Annotated in this window: 10 protein-coding genes and 1 pseudogene; 2 read left to right on the top strand and 9 right to left on the bottom strand. The window is 69.2% G+C overall.

Annotated features, from left to right (window positions below; genetic code table 11):
* Position 1: 1 nt before the first annotated feature.
* From KWI83_RS08170 to KWI83_RS08160, 3 genes are read right to left on the bottom strand one after another with little or no spacing between them, the layout of a single operon-like run.
* Positions 2 to 2,002, bottom strand: coding sequence for a proline/glycine betaine ABC transporter permease (locus KWI83_RS08170; RefSeq protein WP_218513619.1), 2,001 nt, complete (start codon positions 2,000 to 2,002; stop codon positions 2 to 4).
* Positions 2,002 to 3,087, bottom strand: coding sequence for a glycine betaine/L-proline ABC transporter ATP-binding protein (locus KWI83_RS08165; protein ID WP_218513618.1), 1,086 nt, complete (start codon positions 3,085 to 3,087; stop codon positions 2,002 to 2,004). Before KWI83_RS08165 ends, KWI83_RS08170 begins: the two co-directional genes overlap by 1 nt.
* 20 nt (positions 3,088 to 3,107) lie before the next feature.
* A complete protein-coding gene (locus tag KWI83_RS08160; RefSeq protein ID WP_218513617.1) occupies positions 3,108 to 4,577 on the bottom strand; it encodes an aldehyde dehydrogenase family protein in 1,470 nt (489 codons plus the stop codon).
* A 215-nt stretch (positions 4,578 to 4,792) separates the two neighbouring features.
* Here KWI83_RS08160 and purU point away from each other — a divergent pair, with 215 nt between their 5' ends.
* Positions 4,793 to 5,665 carry a formyltetrahydrofolate deformylase gene (purU, locus tag KWI83_RS08155; protein ID WP_218513616.1) on the top strand — a complete coding sequence of 291 codons (873 nt, stop codon included), beginning with the start codon at positions 4,793 to 4,795 and terminating at the stop codon, positions 5,663 to 5,665.
* A gap of 291 nt (positions 5,666 to 5,956) precedes the next feature.
* Here purU and KWI83_RS38185 read toward each other — a convergent pair.
* The 3 genes and pseudogenes from KWI83_RS38185 to betA all read right to left on the bottom strand — a co-directional run.
* Positions 5,957 to 6,043: pseudogene (locus KWI83_RS38185) on the bottom strand (alpha/beta hydrolase); the annotation flags it as partial.
* Between the two features lie 9 nt (positions 6,044 to 6,052).
* Complete coding sequence (locus tag KWI83_RS08150; protein WP_218513615.1) at positions 6,053 to 6,889, bottom strand: 5,10-methylenetetrahydrofolate reductase; 837 nt, start codon at positions 6,887 to 6,889, stop codon at positions 6,053 to 6,055.
* 3 nt (positions 6,890 to 6,892) lie between these two features.
* Positions 6,893 to 8,563, bottom strand: a complete 1,671-nt coding sequence (gene betA / locus KWI83_RS08145) for a choline dehydrogenase (protein ID WP_218513614.1) — start codon at positions 8,561 to 8,563, stop codon at positions 6,893 to 6,895.
* A 202-nt stretch (positions 8,564 to 8,765) separates the two neighbouring features.
* Between betA and KWI83_RS08140 the strand changes: the two genes are divergently transcribed.
* Positions 8,766 to 9,512 carry an IclR family transcriptional regulator gene (locus KWI83_RS08140; RefSeq protein ID WP_218513884.1) on the top strand — a complete coding sequence of 249 codons (747 nt, stop codon included), beginning with the start codon at positions 8,766 to 8,768 and terminating at the stop codon, positions 9,510 to 9,512.
* Position 9,513: 1 nt separating this feature from the next.
* On the opposite strand, the gene KWI83_RS08135 is transcribed toward KWI83_RS08140, so the two are convergent.
* The 3 genes from KWI83_RS08135 to KWI83_RS08125 all read right to left on the bottom strand — a co-directional run bounded on the left by KWI83_RS08135 (position 9,514) and on the right by KWI83_RS08125 (position 12,316).
* Positions 9,514 to 10,644, bottom strand: coding sequence for an aromatic ring-hydroxylating dioxygenase subunit alpha (locus tag KWI83_RS08135; protein ID WP_218513613.1), 1,131 nt, complete (start codon positions 10,642 to 10,644; stop codon positions 9,514 to 9,516).
* 149 nt (positions 10,645 to 10,793) lie between these two features.
* Positions 10,794 to 11,957, bottom strand: coding sequence for an NAD(P)/FAD-dependent oxidoreductase (locus tag KWI83_RS08130; protein WP_218513612.1), 1,164 nt, complete (start codon positions 11,955 to 11,957; stop codon positions 10,794 to 10,796).
* Entirely contained in the window at positions 11,954 to 12,316 is a 363-nt protein-coding gene (locus KWI83_RS08125) for a bifunctional 3-phenylpropionate/cinnamic acid dioxygenase ferredoxin subunit (protein WP_218513611.1), read from the bottom strand. The genes KWI83_RS08130 and KWI83_RS08125 overlap by 4 nt, the downstream gene beginning before the upstream one ends.
* Positions 12,317 to 12,519: the final 203 nt, after the last annotated feature.

The following is a 12,519-nucleotide window of genomic DNA, read 5'->3' as shown; positions in this document are numbered from 1 at the left end:
CTTACGCGCTGGTACGGCGCGCCGCTGCCTGAGTGATCCGGTCGAACATGACTCCGAGAAGGACGATGGCCAGCCCCGCGGCGAGCCCCTTCCCGTACAGCTGTCCCTGCGAGAAACCGGCCACGACGTCGTAGCCGAGGGCGCCCGCGCCTACGAGGCCGCCCACCACAACCATCGACAGCACGTAGATCAGGCCCTGGTTGGTGGCGAGAGTCAGGGCGCCGCGTGCCATCGGCAGTTGGACCTTGGTGATGATCTGCCAGGTGTTGCACCCGGCCGAGGTGGCCGCCTCCACGGTGGTGGCGGGCACGTTCCGTACGCCGTCCGCGATGATCTTCATGGCGACAGGGGCCGCGTAGACGACGGCGGCGACGATCGCCGTGAAGCGGGTCGCGCCGAACAGCGCGAGGAACGGTACGAGATAGACGAACGGCGGCATGACCTGGGCCGCGTCCAGGGACGGGCGCAGGACCCGGTCCACGAGTGCGCTGCGTCCCATCCACACGCCGAAGACGATGCCGAGCAGCATCACGAGCACCGTGGCGACGACGGTCGACGCCAGCGTCGTCATGCTGTCCGACCACACTCCGGTGCCGACCAGCAGGCCGACGCACACGGCCGTGGTGAGGCCGGCGCGCCAGCCGCCGAGGACGACGCCGAGCGCGATCAGGACGGCGCCGACGAGCCACCACGGTGAGTCGGTGAGCAGGGTCTGGAACGGGTTGAGCAGACCGTTGGTGAGGGCGTCGCGGAAGCCGTTGGTGAAGCCCGACAGGTTGTCCTGCGCCCAGGTGGTCACGGTGTCGGCCCCGCTCGAGATGGCACTGCCGGTGCCTCCCTCGCCGGGGAACTCCGCCGCCCATACATAGGTGTGCGAGAGGTAGATCAGAACCGCCGTGGCCGCCGCACCGGCGCCCAGCAGCGGGCGCCGCCAGGTCAGGAAGCGGTTCTTCGAACCCCGGGCCGCCTCCTCGCGTCCGCTCGCCGCGGTGGCGACCCGGTCCAGCACGATCGCCATGACGACGATGGCCAGGCCCGCGTTGAAGGCCGTGCCGACGTCGAGCGACTGCAGCGCCTGGACGACCGTCTTGCCGAGGCCGGGCGCGTCGATCAGGGCGGCGATGGTCACCATGGCCAGGGCGGCCATGATGGTCTGGTTCACGCCCATCACCACGGTCCGCTTGGACATCGGCAGCAGTACCTTCGTCAGGGTCTGCCGTCGGGTGGCGCCCAGTGAGTCAGCCGCCTCGACCGTGGTCTTCGGTACGGAGCGGATGGCGTGCGCGGTGATGCGGATCGCGGGCGGTGCCGCGTAGATCAGCGTGGCGATGGTGGCGGAGGCCGGGCCGATGAGGAAGAACAGGGTCAGCGGGGCCAGATAGACGAAGGTCGGCATCGTCTGCATGAAGTCCAGGAAGGGCGTGACGATCCGGTTGAACCGGTCGGACAGCCCCGCCCACACGCCCAACGGGATCGCGAACAGCAGTGCCACGAAGACGGCGGAGACGGTGAGCGCCAGGGTGTCCATGCTCTCCTGCCACAGGCCCTGAAGGCCCAGGAAGGTGAAGCCGGCCACGGCCAGCAGCGCGACCCGCCAGTTGCCCACGGCCCAGGAGACATAGCCGGCGATGCCGACGACACCGAGCCAGCCGATCTGCGGGACGGGGCGGTCGGCGGACGGCTGTGAGATCAGCTCCTGCACGAAGGTCACCAGGGAGTCGATGACCAGGCGGATCTCGTTGAAGAAGTACAGGAAGAGGGGGTTGGAGTTGCGGTTCGCGCCGATCGAGTCGTTGACGTCGTTGAACCACCGGTGCAGATCGGTGAGATCGGCCGCTGCCAGGGCGAGGGTCTGCTTGCCGCGCAGTACGGCGAACAGCACCAGCCAGACGACCAGGATGGCGCCGACCACCATGGACCGGCTGACCTTGCGTGTCTCTTTGACAGGAGCGGCCGGCTCGACTGTCCGCGTCTTCTCGGGTTTCTCGACGGCGACGGTCATCACGCGCCGCCTTCCTGCCCGGCGACCACCGCGAGGATCTCCTCGTCGCCGACGATGCCGAGCAGCTTGCCGTTCTCGACGACCTTGACCGGCTTGTCGGCCGCGAGCACCGCCCGGGTGGCCTCCTTCACCACGACGTCCGGCCCCAGCTCGGGACCGTCCAGGGCGTCGCCGTCCTCCAGAGGCCGCATGATCCATCGCAGGGTCAGCACGTCGCCGCGCGGCACGTCCTTGACGAACTCGCGTACGTAGTCGTCGGCGGGGGCGCCCACGAGCTCGTCGCCGGTGCCGCACTGGACCATCTTGCCGTCGCGCATGATGAGGATGCGGTCGCCCAGCTTCAGGGCCTCGGAGAGGTCGTGGGTGATGAACACCATCGTCTTGCCGACCTCGTGGTGCAGACGGATGACCTCGTTCTGCATGTCACGGCGGATCAGCGGGTCGAGCGCCGAGAACGGCTCGTCGAAGAAGAGCACGTCCGGAGCACCGGCCAGCGCCCGGGCCAGGCCCACACGCTGCTGCATACCGCCGGACAGCTGGTCGGGGTAGGAGTTCTCGTAGCCCGCGAGGCCGACCAGCTCGACGACCTCCTGGGCCCGCCTGGTGCGTTCGCCTCTGCCCATGCCCCGGATCTCCAGACCGAACGCCACGTTGTCCACGACGCGGCGGTGGGGCAGCAGACCGAAGTGCTGGAAGACCATGGAGAACTTGCGGCGCCGCAGATCGCGCAGGCGCTTGTCGTCCGCCTGACGGATGTCCTCGCCCTCGAAGACGATCTCACCGGCGGTGGGTTCGATCAGCCGGGTCAGACATCGCACCAGCGTGGACTTGCCCGAACCGGACAGGCCCATCACGACGAAGACCTCGCCGGGCGAGACGTCGAAGTGGACGTCGCGTACGGCCGCGGTGCATCCGGTGCGGTCCATGAGCTCGCGGCGGGTGAGCCCGCACAGCTCCTCGGAGTCCGGCACCTGGTCGGCCTTCGGCCCGAACACCTTCCACAGCCTGCGCACGGATATGACCGGGGTGGAGCCCGAGTCCTGGGGCGTGCCGCGCCGCTGCGGCACCTCGGTCTGTGTGGTCACGTTCGACCCTCTTTCGGCGTTCAGCCGCGGAACCAGTGCTGCGGCCGGGGTTGGATGTTCTGCCAGATGTGCTTGGGCTCTCGGTACTCGTTCAGGCCGGTCGGTCCCAGCTCCCGGCCCACGCCCGAGTGCCCGAAGCCACCCCATTCCGCTTGCGGCACATAGGGGTGGTAGTCGTTGATCCACACCGTGCCGTGGCGCAACCGCCGGGCGACCCGCTGGGCCTTCCCGGCGTCCTGCGTCCACACGGCTCCGGCGAGTCCGTACTCGGTGTCGTTGGCGATGCGTACGGCGTCGTCCTCGTCGGTGAAGCGCTCGACGGTGAGGACGGGCCCGAAGGACTCCTCGTGCACGACGCGCATGTCCTGCCGGCACTCGTCGAGCACGGTCGGCGGGTAGTAGTGGCCCTTCGCCAGCGCGGGGTCGTCGGGCCGTGCGCCGCCGCAGCGCAGTACGGCACCCTCGGCGAGGCCGCCCGCGACGTACGCCTCGACCTTCTCCAGGTGCTGCGCGGAGATCAGCGCTCCGGTCTCGGCGTCGGGGTCGAAGGGGCCGCCGAGCCGGATCCGCCGGGCCCGGCGGACGACCTCGTCGACGAAGCGGTCGTGCAGGGAGTCCTCGACGATCAGCCGGGCTCCGGCCGAGCAGACCTGCCCCGAGTGCAGGAAGACGGCCGTGAGGGCGAAGTCGACGGCCGTGGCGAAGTCGGCGTCGGCGAAGACGACGTTGGGGTTCTTGCCGCCGAGCTCCAGCGCGACCTTCTTCACGGTCGCGGCGGCGGTGGCCATGATGCGCTTGCCGGTCTCCAGGCCGCCGGTGAAGGAGACCATGTCGACGGCCGGGTCCTCGCAGAGCGGTGCGCCCACCTCGTGTCCCGTGCCCAGGACGAGATTGGCGGCGCCGGCCGGGAGTCCGGCCTCCTCCAGTGCCTTCATCAGCAGGATCGAGGTGGAGGGGGTGAGTTCGCTGGGCTTGAGGACGATCGTGTTGCCGGCGAGGAGCGCCGGGGCGACCTTCCAACTGGCCTGCAACAGCGGGTAGTTCCAGGGGGTGATGAGCCCGCACACGCCGACCGGCTCGTACCCGACGCGGCTGACGGCGTCGTCGCGGCCGGTGTCGATCACTCGGCCGGCGTCGGTGCCGCCGAGCCCGCCGTAGTAGCGGAAGCAGGAGACGACGTCGGCGATGTCGTACTCGCTCTCCACCAGCCGCTTGCCGGTGTCCAGGGACTCGGCGCGGGCGAATTCCTTGGCGTCGCGCTCGATGAGGTCGGCGGTGCGCAGCAGCAGCGCGCCGCGCTCCCGCTCGGAGGTGCTCGGCCAGGGCCCCTCGTCGAAGGCGCGGCGGGCCGCGGCGATCGCCGCCTCGGTGTCGGGGCGTGTCGCCTCCGAGACGGTCGCCGCGAGCGTGCCGTCAGCGGGACATCGGATCTCCCGGTGCCCGCCGGCCACCGGGTCCCGCCATTCGCCATCCACGTACAGGTCTGCCACGCGCCGAGCCTTCCACCGAAATTCGTTGCGCATCGTGCACCCGATTGCTTGTGGTGGAACCCTGGCGAATGTCCAGACAGACGTCAAGAGGTTGGCCGGTGACGATTTGACCATGCGATCACTCACCCGGCCACCCTTGACCGCGAGCGACGCCGAGCCGACCATGTTGCGTATCACTCACCATGTTGTGCATTACGCACCGACGGAGGCCGCCTATGTCCCCCCGACCGCAACCTGGTCGTGAGTACGTCCTCACCCTCTCCTGTCCCGACAGCGCTGGACTGGTTCACGCCGTGAGCGGCTTTCTCGTCAGGAACTCCGGCAACATCCTGGAAAGCCAGCAGTTCGACGACCGACTCCAGGGCCGCTTCTTCATGAGGGTCCACTTCGACGTTTCCGATCCGAACGCCGGTCTGGAACAACTGCGTTACCGGTTCGGTCCGGTGGCCCAGGCCTACGGCATCTCCTGGAGCCTGCGCGACGCCGCCACGCCGACCCGAACGCTGATCATGGTGTCCAAGTTCGGCCACTGCCTGAACGACCTGCTCTTCCGCCGGCGCACCGGCGCCCTCAACATCGAGATCCCCGCGATCGTCTCCAACCACCGGGACTTCGAAGGGCTCGCGGAGACGTACGGCATCCCCTTCCACCACGTCCCGGTGACCAGGGACACCAAGCCCGAGGCCGAGGCCCGACTGCTGGAGCTGGTGCGTGAGCTGGACATCGACCTGGTGGTCCTGGCCCGCTACATGCAGATCCTCTCCGACGATCTGTGCAAGGAACTGGAGGGCCGTGCCATCAACATCCACCACTCCTTCCTCCCGAGTTTCAAGGGCGCGCGCCCCTACGAGCAGGCCTACCGGCGCGGAGTGAAGCTCGTCGGCGCGACGGCGCACTATGTGACGCCGGACCTGGACGAGGGGCAGATCATCGAGCAGGACGTGGTCAGGGTGGACCACTCCCTCGATCCCGGCGACCTGGTCACGGTCGGCCGGGACGTGGAGGCACAGGTGCTCGCACACGCGGTGAAGTGGCACAGCGAGAGCCGCGTGATGGTGGACGGCAACCGCACGGTGGTCTTCCGCTGAGCCGCACCCACACGGGGGCGGGACCGGACTCCGGTCCCGCCCCCGTCGTATACGGCCCAGGGCGCGCCGCCCCTCGGTCACAGCGGCTGCCGAGCCCGGCCGAGGACCCGCTGAGCACACCTGGGGAAGTCGACTGCGGTTCGGCAGCGCCCTGAAGGGGCGAGGGGCTGTATCGACATGTGGCTGGTCGCGCGGGCGCGACCAGCAACGACGAGTCCGCAGACGACGGACGGCCCCTCGCGGCGCCCGGCGGAGCGCTCAGCGGGCGCCATGCAGCAGGTGCGCCCGCAGGGCGACGGCACGCCGGACGTACGACGAGAAGGGCGTGCCGTGCAGAAGGACGACCGGCGGCCGGCCGGGCTGCCCCAGCCGGTCCCAGGTCCTGGTTCAGCCGCCCAGCCGGTCCAGCAGCGCGCGGCGCCACCGGTCCGTCTCGGCGATCTGGTTGAACGTGAACAGGTGCAGGCCGGCCACCCCCGCCGAGGGTGCGGTGAGCGCCTCCTCCGTACGGGTCAGCAGCCTCTCGGGGGCATACCCTCCCGGTGCCGCGAAACGCACGAACCAGGAGGCGTGCTTCGTCAGGAAGCGCGTCGACTCCCCCACCCCGATCTTCGTGGCCATCGCCAGCAGCTTCGCCCGCTGCACGGGCCCGGCGACACCGACGTACAGAGGCAGGGTGACGTCCCGGCGCCGTACACGCACGATCCACTCCCCCAGCACCCGTGGGTCGAAGCAGAGGTTGCTCACGAGGTACGTAGCGTGCTCGCGCTTGTCCCACATCGCCTGGATGGTGACGTCGTCGTGGATGAGGGGATGGCTCTCGGGGTAGCCGGTGACGCCGACGTGAGCGAAGGGCCTGCCCAGCTCGCTCAGCCGGCGCAGCACCGGCAGTGCTCCGTCGTACGTGCCGGCCGGCGGGTCCGCGTCGCCCGCCGGCACGAAGACGTCGTCCACGCCGACCTCGCGGAGACGGTCGACGACCTCCTTCACATGCCCGTCGTCCCGCAGCAGCCGTGCCGGCACGTGCGGGACGACCCGGTAGCCGTGCGCGGCGAGCCGGGCGGCGAGGTCGAGGGTCGGTTCCAGGCCCTTGACCGGCGACGCGGTCACGGTGACGACGACGTCGCGCGGGACATGGGCGAGGACCTTGTCCTCGGTCGCCTTCGCGGGCAGTACCTCGTAGCGGACGCTGTGCAGCAGCGCCCGGAGCCCTGCGGTGCCCAACGTCTACCCCGTCTGCTTCTGGGCGTCGCGGTGGCGGTAGTACGCAGCCTTCGACGGCTCCAGCGGCTGCTTGCCGAGGATCAGGTCGGCGGCCTTCTCGGCGATCATCATCACCGGGGCGTAGATGTTGCCGTTGGTGACGTAGGGCATCACCGACGCGTCCACCACCCGCAGGCCCTCCACGCCGTGCACCCGCATGCTGGTCGGGTCGACGACGGACATCTCGTCGGTGCCCATCTTGCAGGTGCAGGACGGATGCAGGGCGGTCTCGCCCTCCTTCGCGACCCAGGCGAGGATCTCCTCGTCCGTCTCCACCGACGGTCCCGGTGAGACCTCTCCGCCGTTGTACGGGGCGAGTGCGGGCTGGTTGAGGAGCTTGCGGGCGACGCGGATCGCCTCGACCCACTCGCGGCGGTCCTGCTCGGTGGAGAGGTAGTTGAAGCGCAGGGCCGGGTGCTCGCGCGGGTCCTTGCTCTTGATCTTCACCGAGCCGATGGCGTCGGAGTACATGGGTCCGACGTGCACCTGGTAGCCGTGGTCGCCGGCGGGTGACGAGCCGTCGTAGCGGACCGCGACCGGCAGGAAGTGGAACATCAGATTGGGGTAGTCGACGTCCTCGTTGCTGCGGGCGAAGCCGCCGGCCTCGAAGTGGTTGGTCGCCGCCGGGCCCTTCCTGAACAGCCACTGCAGGCCGATGAAGGGGGCGCGCCACTTCGCCATGTACGGCTGCATGGAGACGGGCTGCTTGCAGGCGTACTGGACGTAGACCTCCAGGTGGTCCTGCATGTTCTCGCCGACGCCCGGGAGGTCGTGGACGACGTCGATGCCGAGGGCGCGCAGTTCCTCGGCGTTGCCGACGCCGGAGAGCTGGAGCAGCTGCGGGGAGTTGATGGCGCCGCCGCAGAGGATGACTTCCCTGGCGCGGACCTGCTGGCGCGCTCCCCGGCCGCGCTGGAACTCGACGCCGACGGCGCGCTTGCCCTCGAAGAGGACGCGGGTGACGAGGGCGCGGGTCCTGACGGTGAGGTTCGGCCGCTTCATTGCGGGCTTGAGGTACGCCTTCGAGGCCGACAGGCGACGTCCGCGATGGACGTTTCGGTCGAACCTGGCGAAACCTTCTTGTCGATAGCCGTTGACGTCATCAGTCGGCGCATAGCCCGCCTCCTGGGTCGCTTCGAGGAAGGCGCCGAAGAGGGGGTTGGTCGCCGGGCCGCGCTCCAGGACGAGGGGGCCGTCGTGGCCGCGGAACTCGTCGTCCGGGTCGGCTGCCAGACAGTTCTCCATCCGCCGGAAGTACGGCAGACAGTGGGCGTAGTCCCAGCTCTCCATGCCCGGGTCGGCGGCCCAGCGCTCGTAGTCCATGGGGTTGCCGCGCTGGAAGATCATGCCGTTGATGCTGCTGGAGCCGCCCAGCACCTTGCCGCGCGCGTGATAGATGCGCCTGCCGCCCATGTGGGGCTCGGGCTCGGACTCGTATTTCCAGTCGTAGAACCGGCTGCCGATCGGGTAGGTCAGCGCCGCGGGCATGTGGATGAAGACGTCCCACGGGTAGTCGGACCGGCCTGCCTCCAGGACCAGCACCCGCTTGGCCGGGTCAGCGGAGAGTCTGTTCGCCAGCGCACTGCCGGCCGAACCGCCTCCGACGATGACGAAGTCGTACTGCACAGGAGCCATGGTGCCTCGTCTCGCTCGCGCCGTAGATATGCGAGGCATGCTAAACCCGGTCGCGTCATACGCACCAGGTTGCGGAAAGCGCAACTTCCAACATCTTGGTTTCGGTCCTGTTGCTTGCAGGGGCGTTGTTTACTACGCGTATAGTTTTACCGTGAGCAACTACAGCCCTGATACAGAAACGTCGAATTCGCAGGCAGGCGGCGTGCAGTCGGTCGACCGCGCCATCAGCGTCCTGGAGATCCTCGCCCAGCGTGGCGAGGCGGGCGTCAGCGAGGTGGCGGGGGAGATCGACGTCCACAAGTCCACCGCCTTCCGCCTGCTCGGCGCCCTGGAGGCGCGCGGTCTGGTGGAGCAGGCCGGCGAGCGCGGCAAGTACCGGCTCGGCTTCGGCATCGTCCGCCTGGCCGGCGCGGTCACCGGCCGTATCGACATCACCCAGCAGGGCCGCCCCGTCTGCGAGCGCCTCGCCGAGGAGATCGGCGAGACGGTCAACATCGCCGTCATGCAGGAGCACTACGCGATCAACCTGTATCAGGTGCGCGGCCCGGGCGCGGTCACCGCGCACAACTGGGTCGGCCAGCTGACGCCGCTGCACGCCACGTCGAGCGGCAAGATCCTGCTGGCCCACATGCCCGCGAAGGAGCGCGCCGCGCTGCTGTCCGCCGCCGGCATGAAGAAGGTCACCCCGCACACCATCACCGCGAAGACGAAGCTCGAGAAGAACCTCGCCGAGGCGCGGGAGCGGGGCTACGCCTTCACCCTGGAGGAGCTGGAGATCGGTCTGCACGCCATGGCCGCGCCGGTCCGCAACCGGGACGGCGAGGTCATCGCGGCGCTGAGCGCCTCCGGGCCCGCATACCGGTTCACCGAGGAGCGTCTGCACGAGCTCTCCCCCGTGCTGCTCAAGGGCGCCGAGGAGATCAGCCACCGGATGGGCTACCTGGGCTGAATCACCCCTGAGGGGTACCGAGGCGCTCGTTCACCCAGTCGTGGAAGGCGCCGATGTGGTGCTCACTGGGCACCAGCACGCCACCCTTGGCGTACATGCGGGAGCTCATTCCGGGCTGCGTGCGCTCGCAGGCGTCGAAATCCTGCTGATTGACCCGGTGGAAGAGTTCCACGGAACGGCTGACGTCCTTGCCGCTCTCGACGACGTGCGGGAGGTAGAGCCAGTCGCACTCGACGATCGTGCGGTCCACGGACACCGGGTACATCCGGTGGAAGATCACGTGGTCGGGCACGAGATTGATGAACACCTGGGGCTTGACGGTGATCGCGTAGTAGCGGCGGTCCTGGTCCTCAGCGACGCCCGGGATGCGGTCCAGGCCCTCGGAGCCGTCGACGGTGAAGCCCTGGACGTCCTCGCCGAACTCGGCACCGTGGCCGACGTAGTACTGGGCGGCGTAACCGTCCGCGAACTCCGGGAGCACCTCGGTGAGTTCGGGGTGGATGGTGGCGCAGTGGTAGCACTCCATGAAGTTCTCGATGATGAGCTTCCAGTTCGCCTTCACGTCGTAGACGATCCGCTTGCCGACGGAGAGGTTCTCGATGCCGTAGCGCTCGATCGACTCGACGTCGCCGAGGCGGGCGACGACCTCACCGATGACGTCCTCCTCGAAGGAGGGCGGGTTCTCGGCGAGGCAGACCCAGACATAGCCGAGCCATTCGCGTACGGCCACGCTCACCAGGCCGTACTCGGTGCGGCCCACGTCGGGCATCTTGGTGAGGTTGGGCGCCGCGACGAGCTTGCCGTTCAGGTCGTACGTCCAGGCGTGGTACGGGCACTGGAAGGCCCGCTTGACCTCGCCGGTCTCCTCGGTGCAGAGCTTGGCACCGCGGTGCCGGCACACATTGAAGTACGCACGGACGCTGTTGTCCCTCGCCCGGGTGACGAGGATGCTCTCGCGGCCCACGTCGACGGTGCGGAAGGCACCGGGCTTCGCCAACTCGGAGGCGCGCGCCACGCAGAACCACATGGTCTCGAATATGCGCTCCTGCTCCTGGGTGAAGATCCCCGGGTCCGTGTAGGAGGAGCCGGGGAGGGTGGCGATCAGGCTGTCCGGCAGGCTGGTCGAGGTCACGGTGCACTCCTCGGGAGAACGTCGTGGAGGGGTCATTCACGCGCCGGGAAGAGCGACTCCGGACGGCGTTGTGTATGGAGCAACGCTGCGTGCTCTACGCAACCGCAGCATGGAATGCCACTGGGGCGGTGTCAAGATGCGGGGCGGTGTCAGGATGCGGTGGCGGCGAGTTGCTTGCGCCAGCGCGTGAACAGCCGCGGCTGGTTCATCCCGAGCACGGCGACCGGGTTGCCGGCCCGCCGGTAGACGGCCAGAACGTCGCGGTCGTCCGCGGCGCCCGCCTCGATGGACACACTGTCCGCGCCGGCCGCGTGACCGGCGAACTGGATCTTCACGCCGTACTGGTCGGACCAGAAGTACGGCGGCCGGGGCACGCCCGGTTCCACCGCACCGCCCGCCAGCAGCGTGGCGACGGCGGCGTCGGGGCGCTCCCGCGCGCCGGTCCAGTGCTCGACACGGCGATGGTGGCCCGCGCGCGGGTCGTACCAGTTGGCACAGTCGCCGACCGCGACCACGCCGGCCAGGCTGGTACGGCCGTCCGCGCCGCACTTGACGCCGTTGTCGAGAGCGATGCCGGAACCTTCCAGCCACTCGACGTTCGGGCGGGCACCCACACCGACGACGACGATGTCGGCAGGGATGCTGCGGCCGTCCTCCAGCAGGACGGCGTCGACGCGGGTCTCCCCGCTCAGCCCCTTGACGCCCACGCCGCACTCCAGTCGTACGCCATGGTCGGCATGGAGGGCGGAGACGACGGCGCCCATGGTCTCGCCGAGCGGTCCGGCGAGCGGTGTCGCCGCCGCCTCCACGACGGTCACGTCGAGTCCGAGGGCGTAGGCGGTGGAGGCGACCTCGGCTCCGATGAAGCCTCCGCCGATCACCACCAGGCGTCCGCCGCGGGCCAGTTCGTCCCGCAGAGCGCGGGCGTCGTCCAGGGTGCGCAGCGTGTGCACTCCGGCCAGGCCCTCGGACCCTGGGAGGGTACGCGCCGCGGCGCCGGTCGCGATGACGACCCCGTCGGCCGGCACCTCCCGTCCGTCGCCGAGCCGGACGGCACGCCGCGCGTGGTCGAGTCCGGTGGCGCGGACGCCGAGCAGCCACTCCGCCCCAAGGTCCTCGTCGTCCGCCTCCAGCGCGAGTTCGGCCTCGCCGAGGGTGCCGGACAGGAACTCCTTGGACAGCGGGGGCCTGTCGTACGGGCGGTGGAGCTCGTCTCCGATGAGGACGAGCCGCCCGTCGTAGCCCTGCTTCCGCAGCGAGCGCGCCGCCGACAGACCGGCCAGTGAGGCGCCGACCACGGCGACGGTCCTCACGCGGGACCCCCGGCGAGCCGGGCCGAGATGCAGGGCGGCAGGTTGGGCGCGTCGGTGGACAGCCGGACGTAGATCACGCCGCCCTCGACGACGACCTCGTGCGTCCGCACCGGGAGCTTGGCCGGCGGGGCGTCGACCGCGCCGGTCCTCAGGTCGAACTTGGAAGCATGCAGCGGGCATTCCACCTCGCAGCCCTCCAGCCAGCCGTCGGCGAGCGACGCGTCCTGGTGAGTGCAGGTGTCGTCGATGGCGAAGAGTTCGCCATCGTCGGTGTGGAACACCGAAACCGGCGGATCGATGTCGAGCCGGTGGGCCTCACCTCGGGGGAGATCCTCGAGACGGCACGCGGGAATCATCATGACACCTCGGTGCGTATAGCGAAACGGATTGCGGTAAGCGCAACATCAGTCTGAGGTCGCCCAGAACCCTTGTCAAGGCGTTCAGAGGGCACACTGGGCCGTGGATTTTGTTGCGCCAAAAGAAACTCAACTCACATAGAACAACAGAAGCCCGCCGTGTCGGCTCGCGATGGCCGCGAGCCGACACGGCGGGCACTCAAGGG

It is taken from the genome of Streptomyces sp. TRM70350, from assembly GCF_019219825.1.
Classification (GTDB): Bacteria; Actinomycetota; Actinomycetes; order Streptomycetales; family Streptomycetaceae; genus Streptomyces.
This window is presented reverse-complemented; position numbering and strand designations above follow the sequence as displayed.

Excerpts from the sequence above, each read along its gene's own strand:
- KWI83_RS08170 (WP_218513619.1), bottom strand. The coding sequence starts at position 2,002 with ATGACCGTCGCCGTCGAGAAACCCGAGAAGACGCGGACAGTCGAGCCG.
- purU (WP_218513616.1), top strand. The coding sequence starts at position 4,793 with ATGTCCCCCCGACCGCAACCTGGTCGTGAGTACGTCCTCACCCTCTCC.
- betA (WP_218513614.1), bottom strand. The coding sequence starts at position 8,563 with ATGGCTCCTGTGCAGTACGACTTCGTCATCGTCGGAGGCGGTTCGGCC.
- KWI83_RS08125 (WP_218513611.1), bottom strand. The coding sequence starts at position 12,316 with ATGATGATTCCCGCGTGCCGTCTCGAGGATCTCCCCCGAGGTGAGGCC.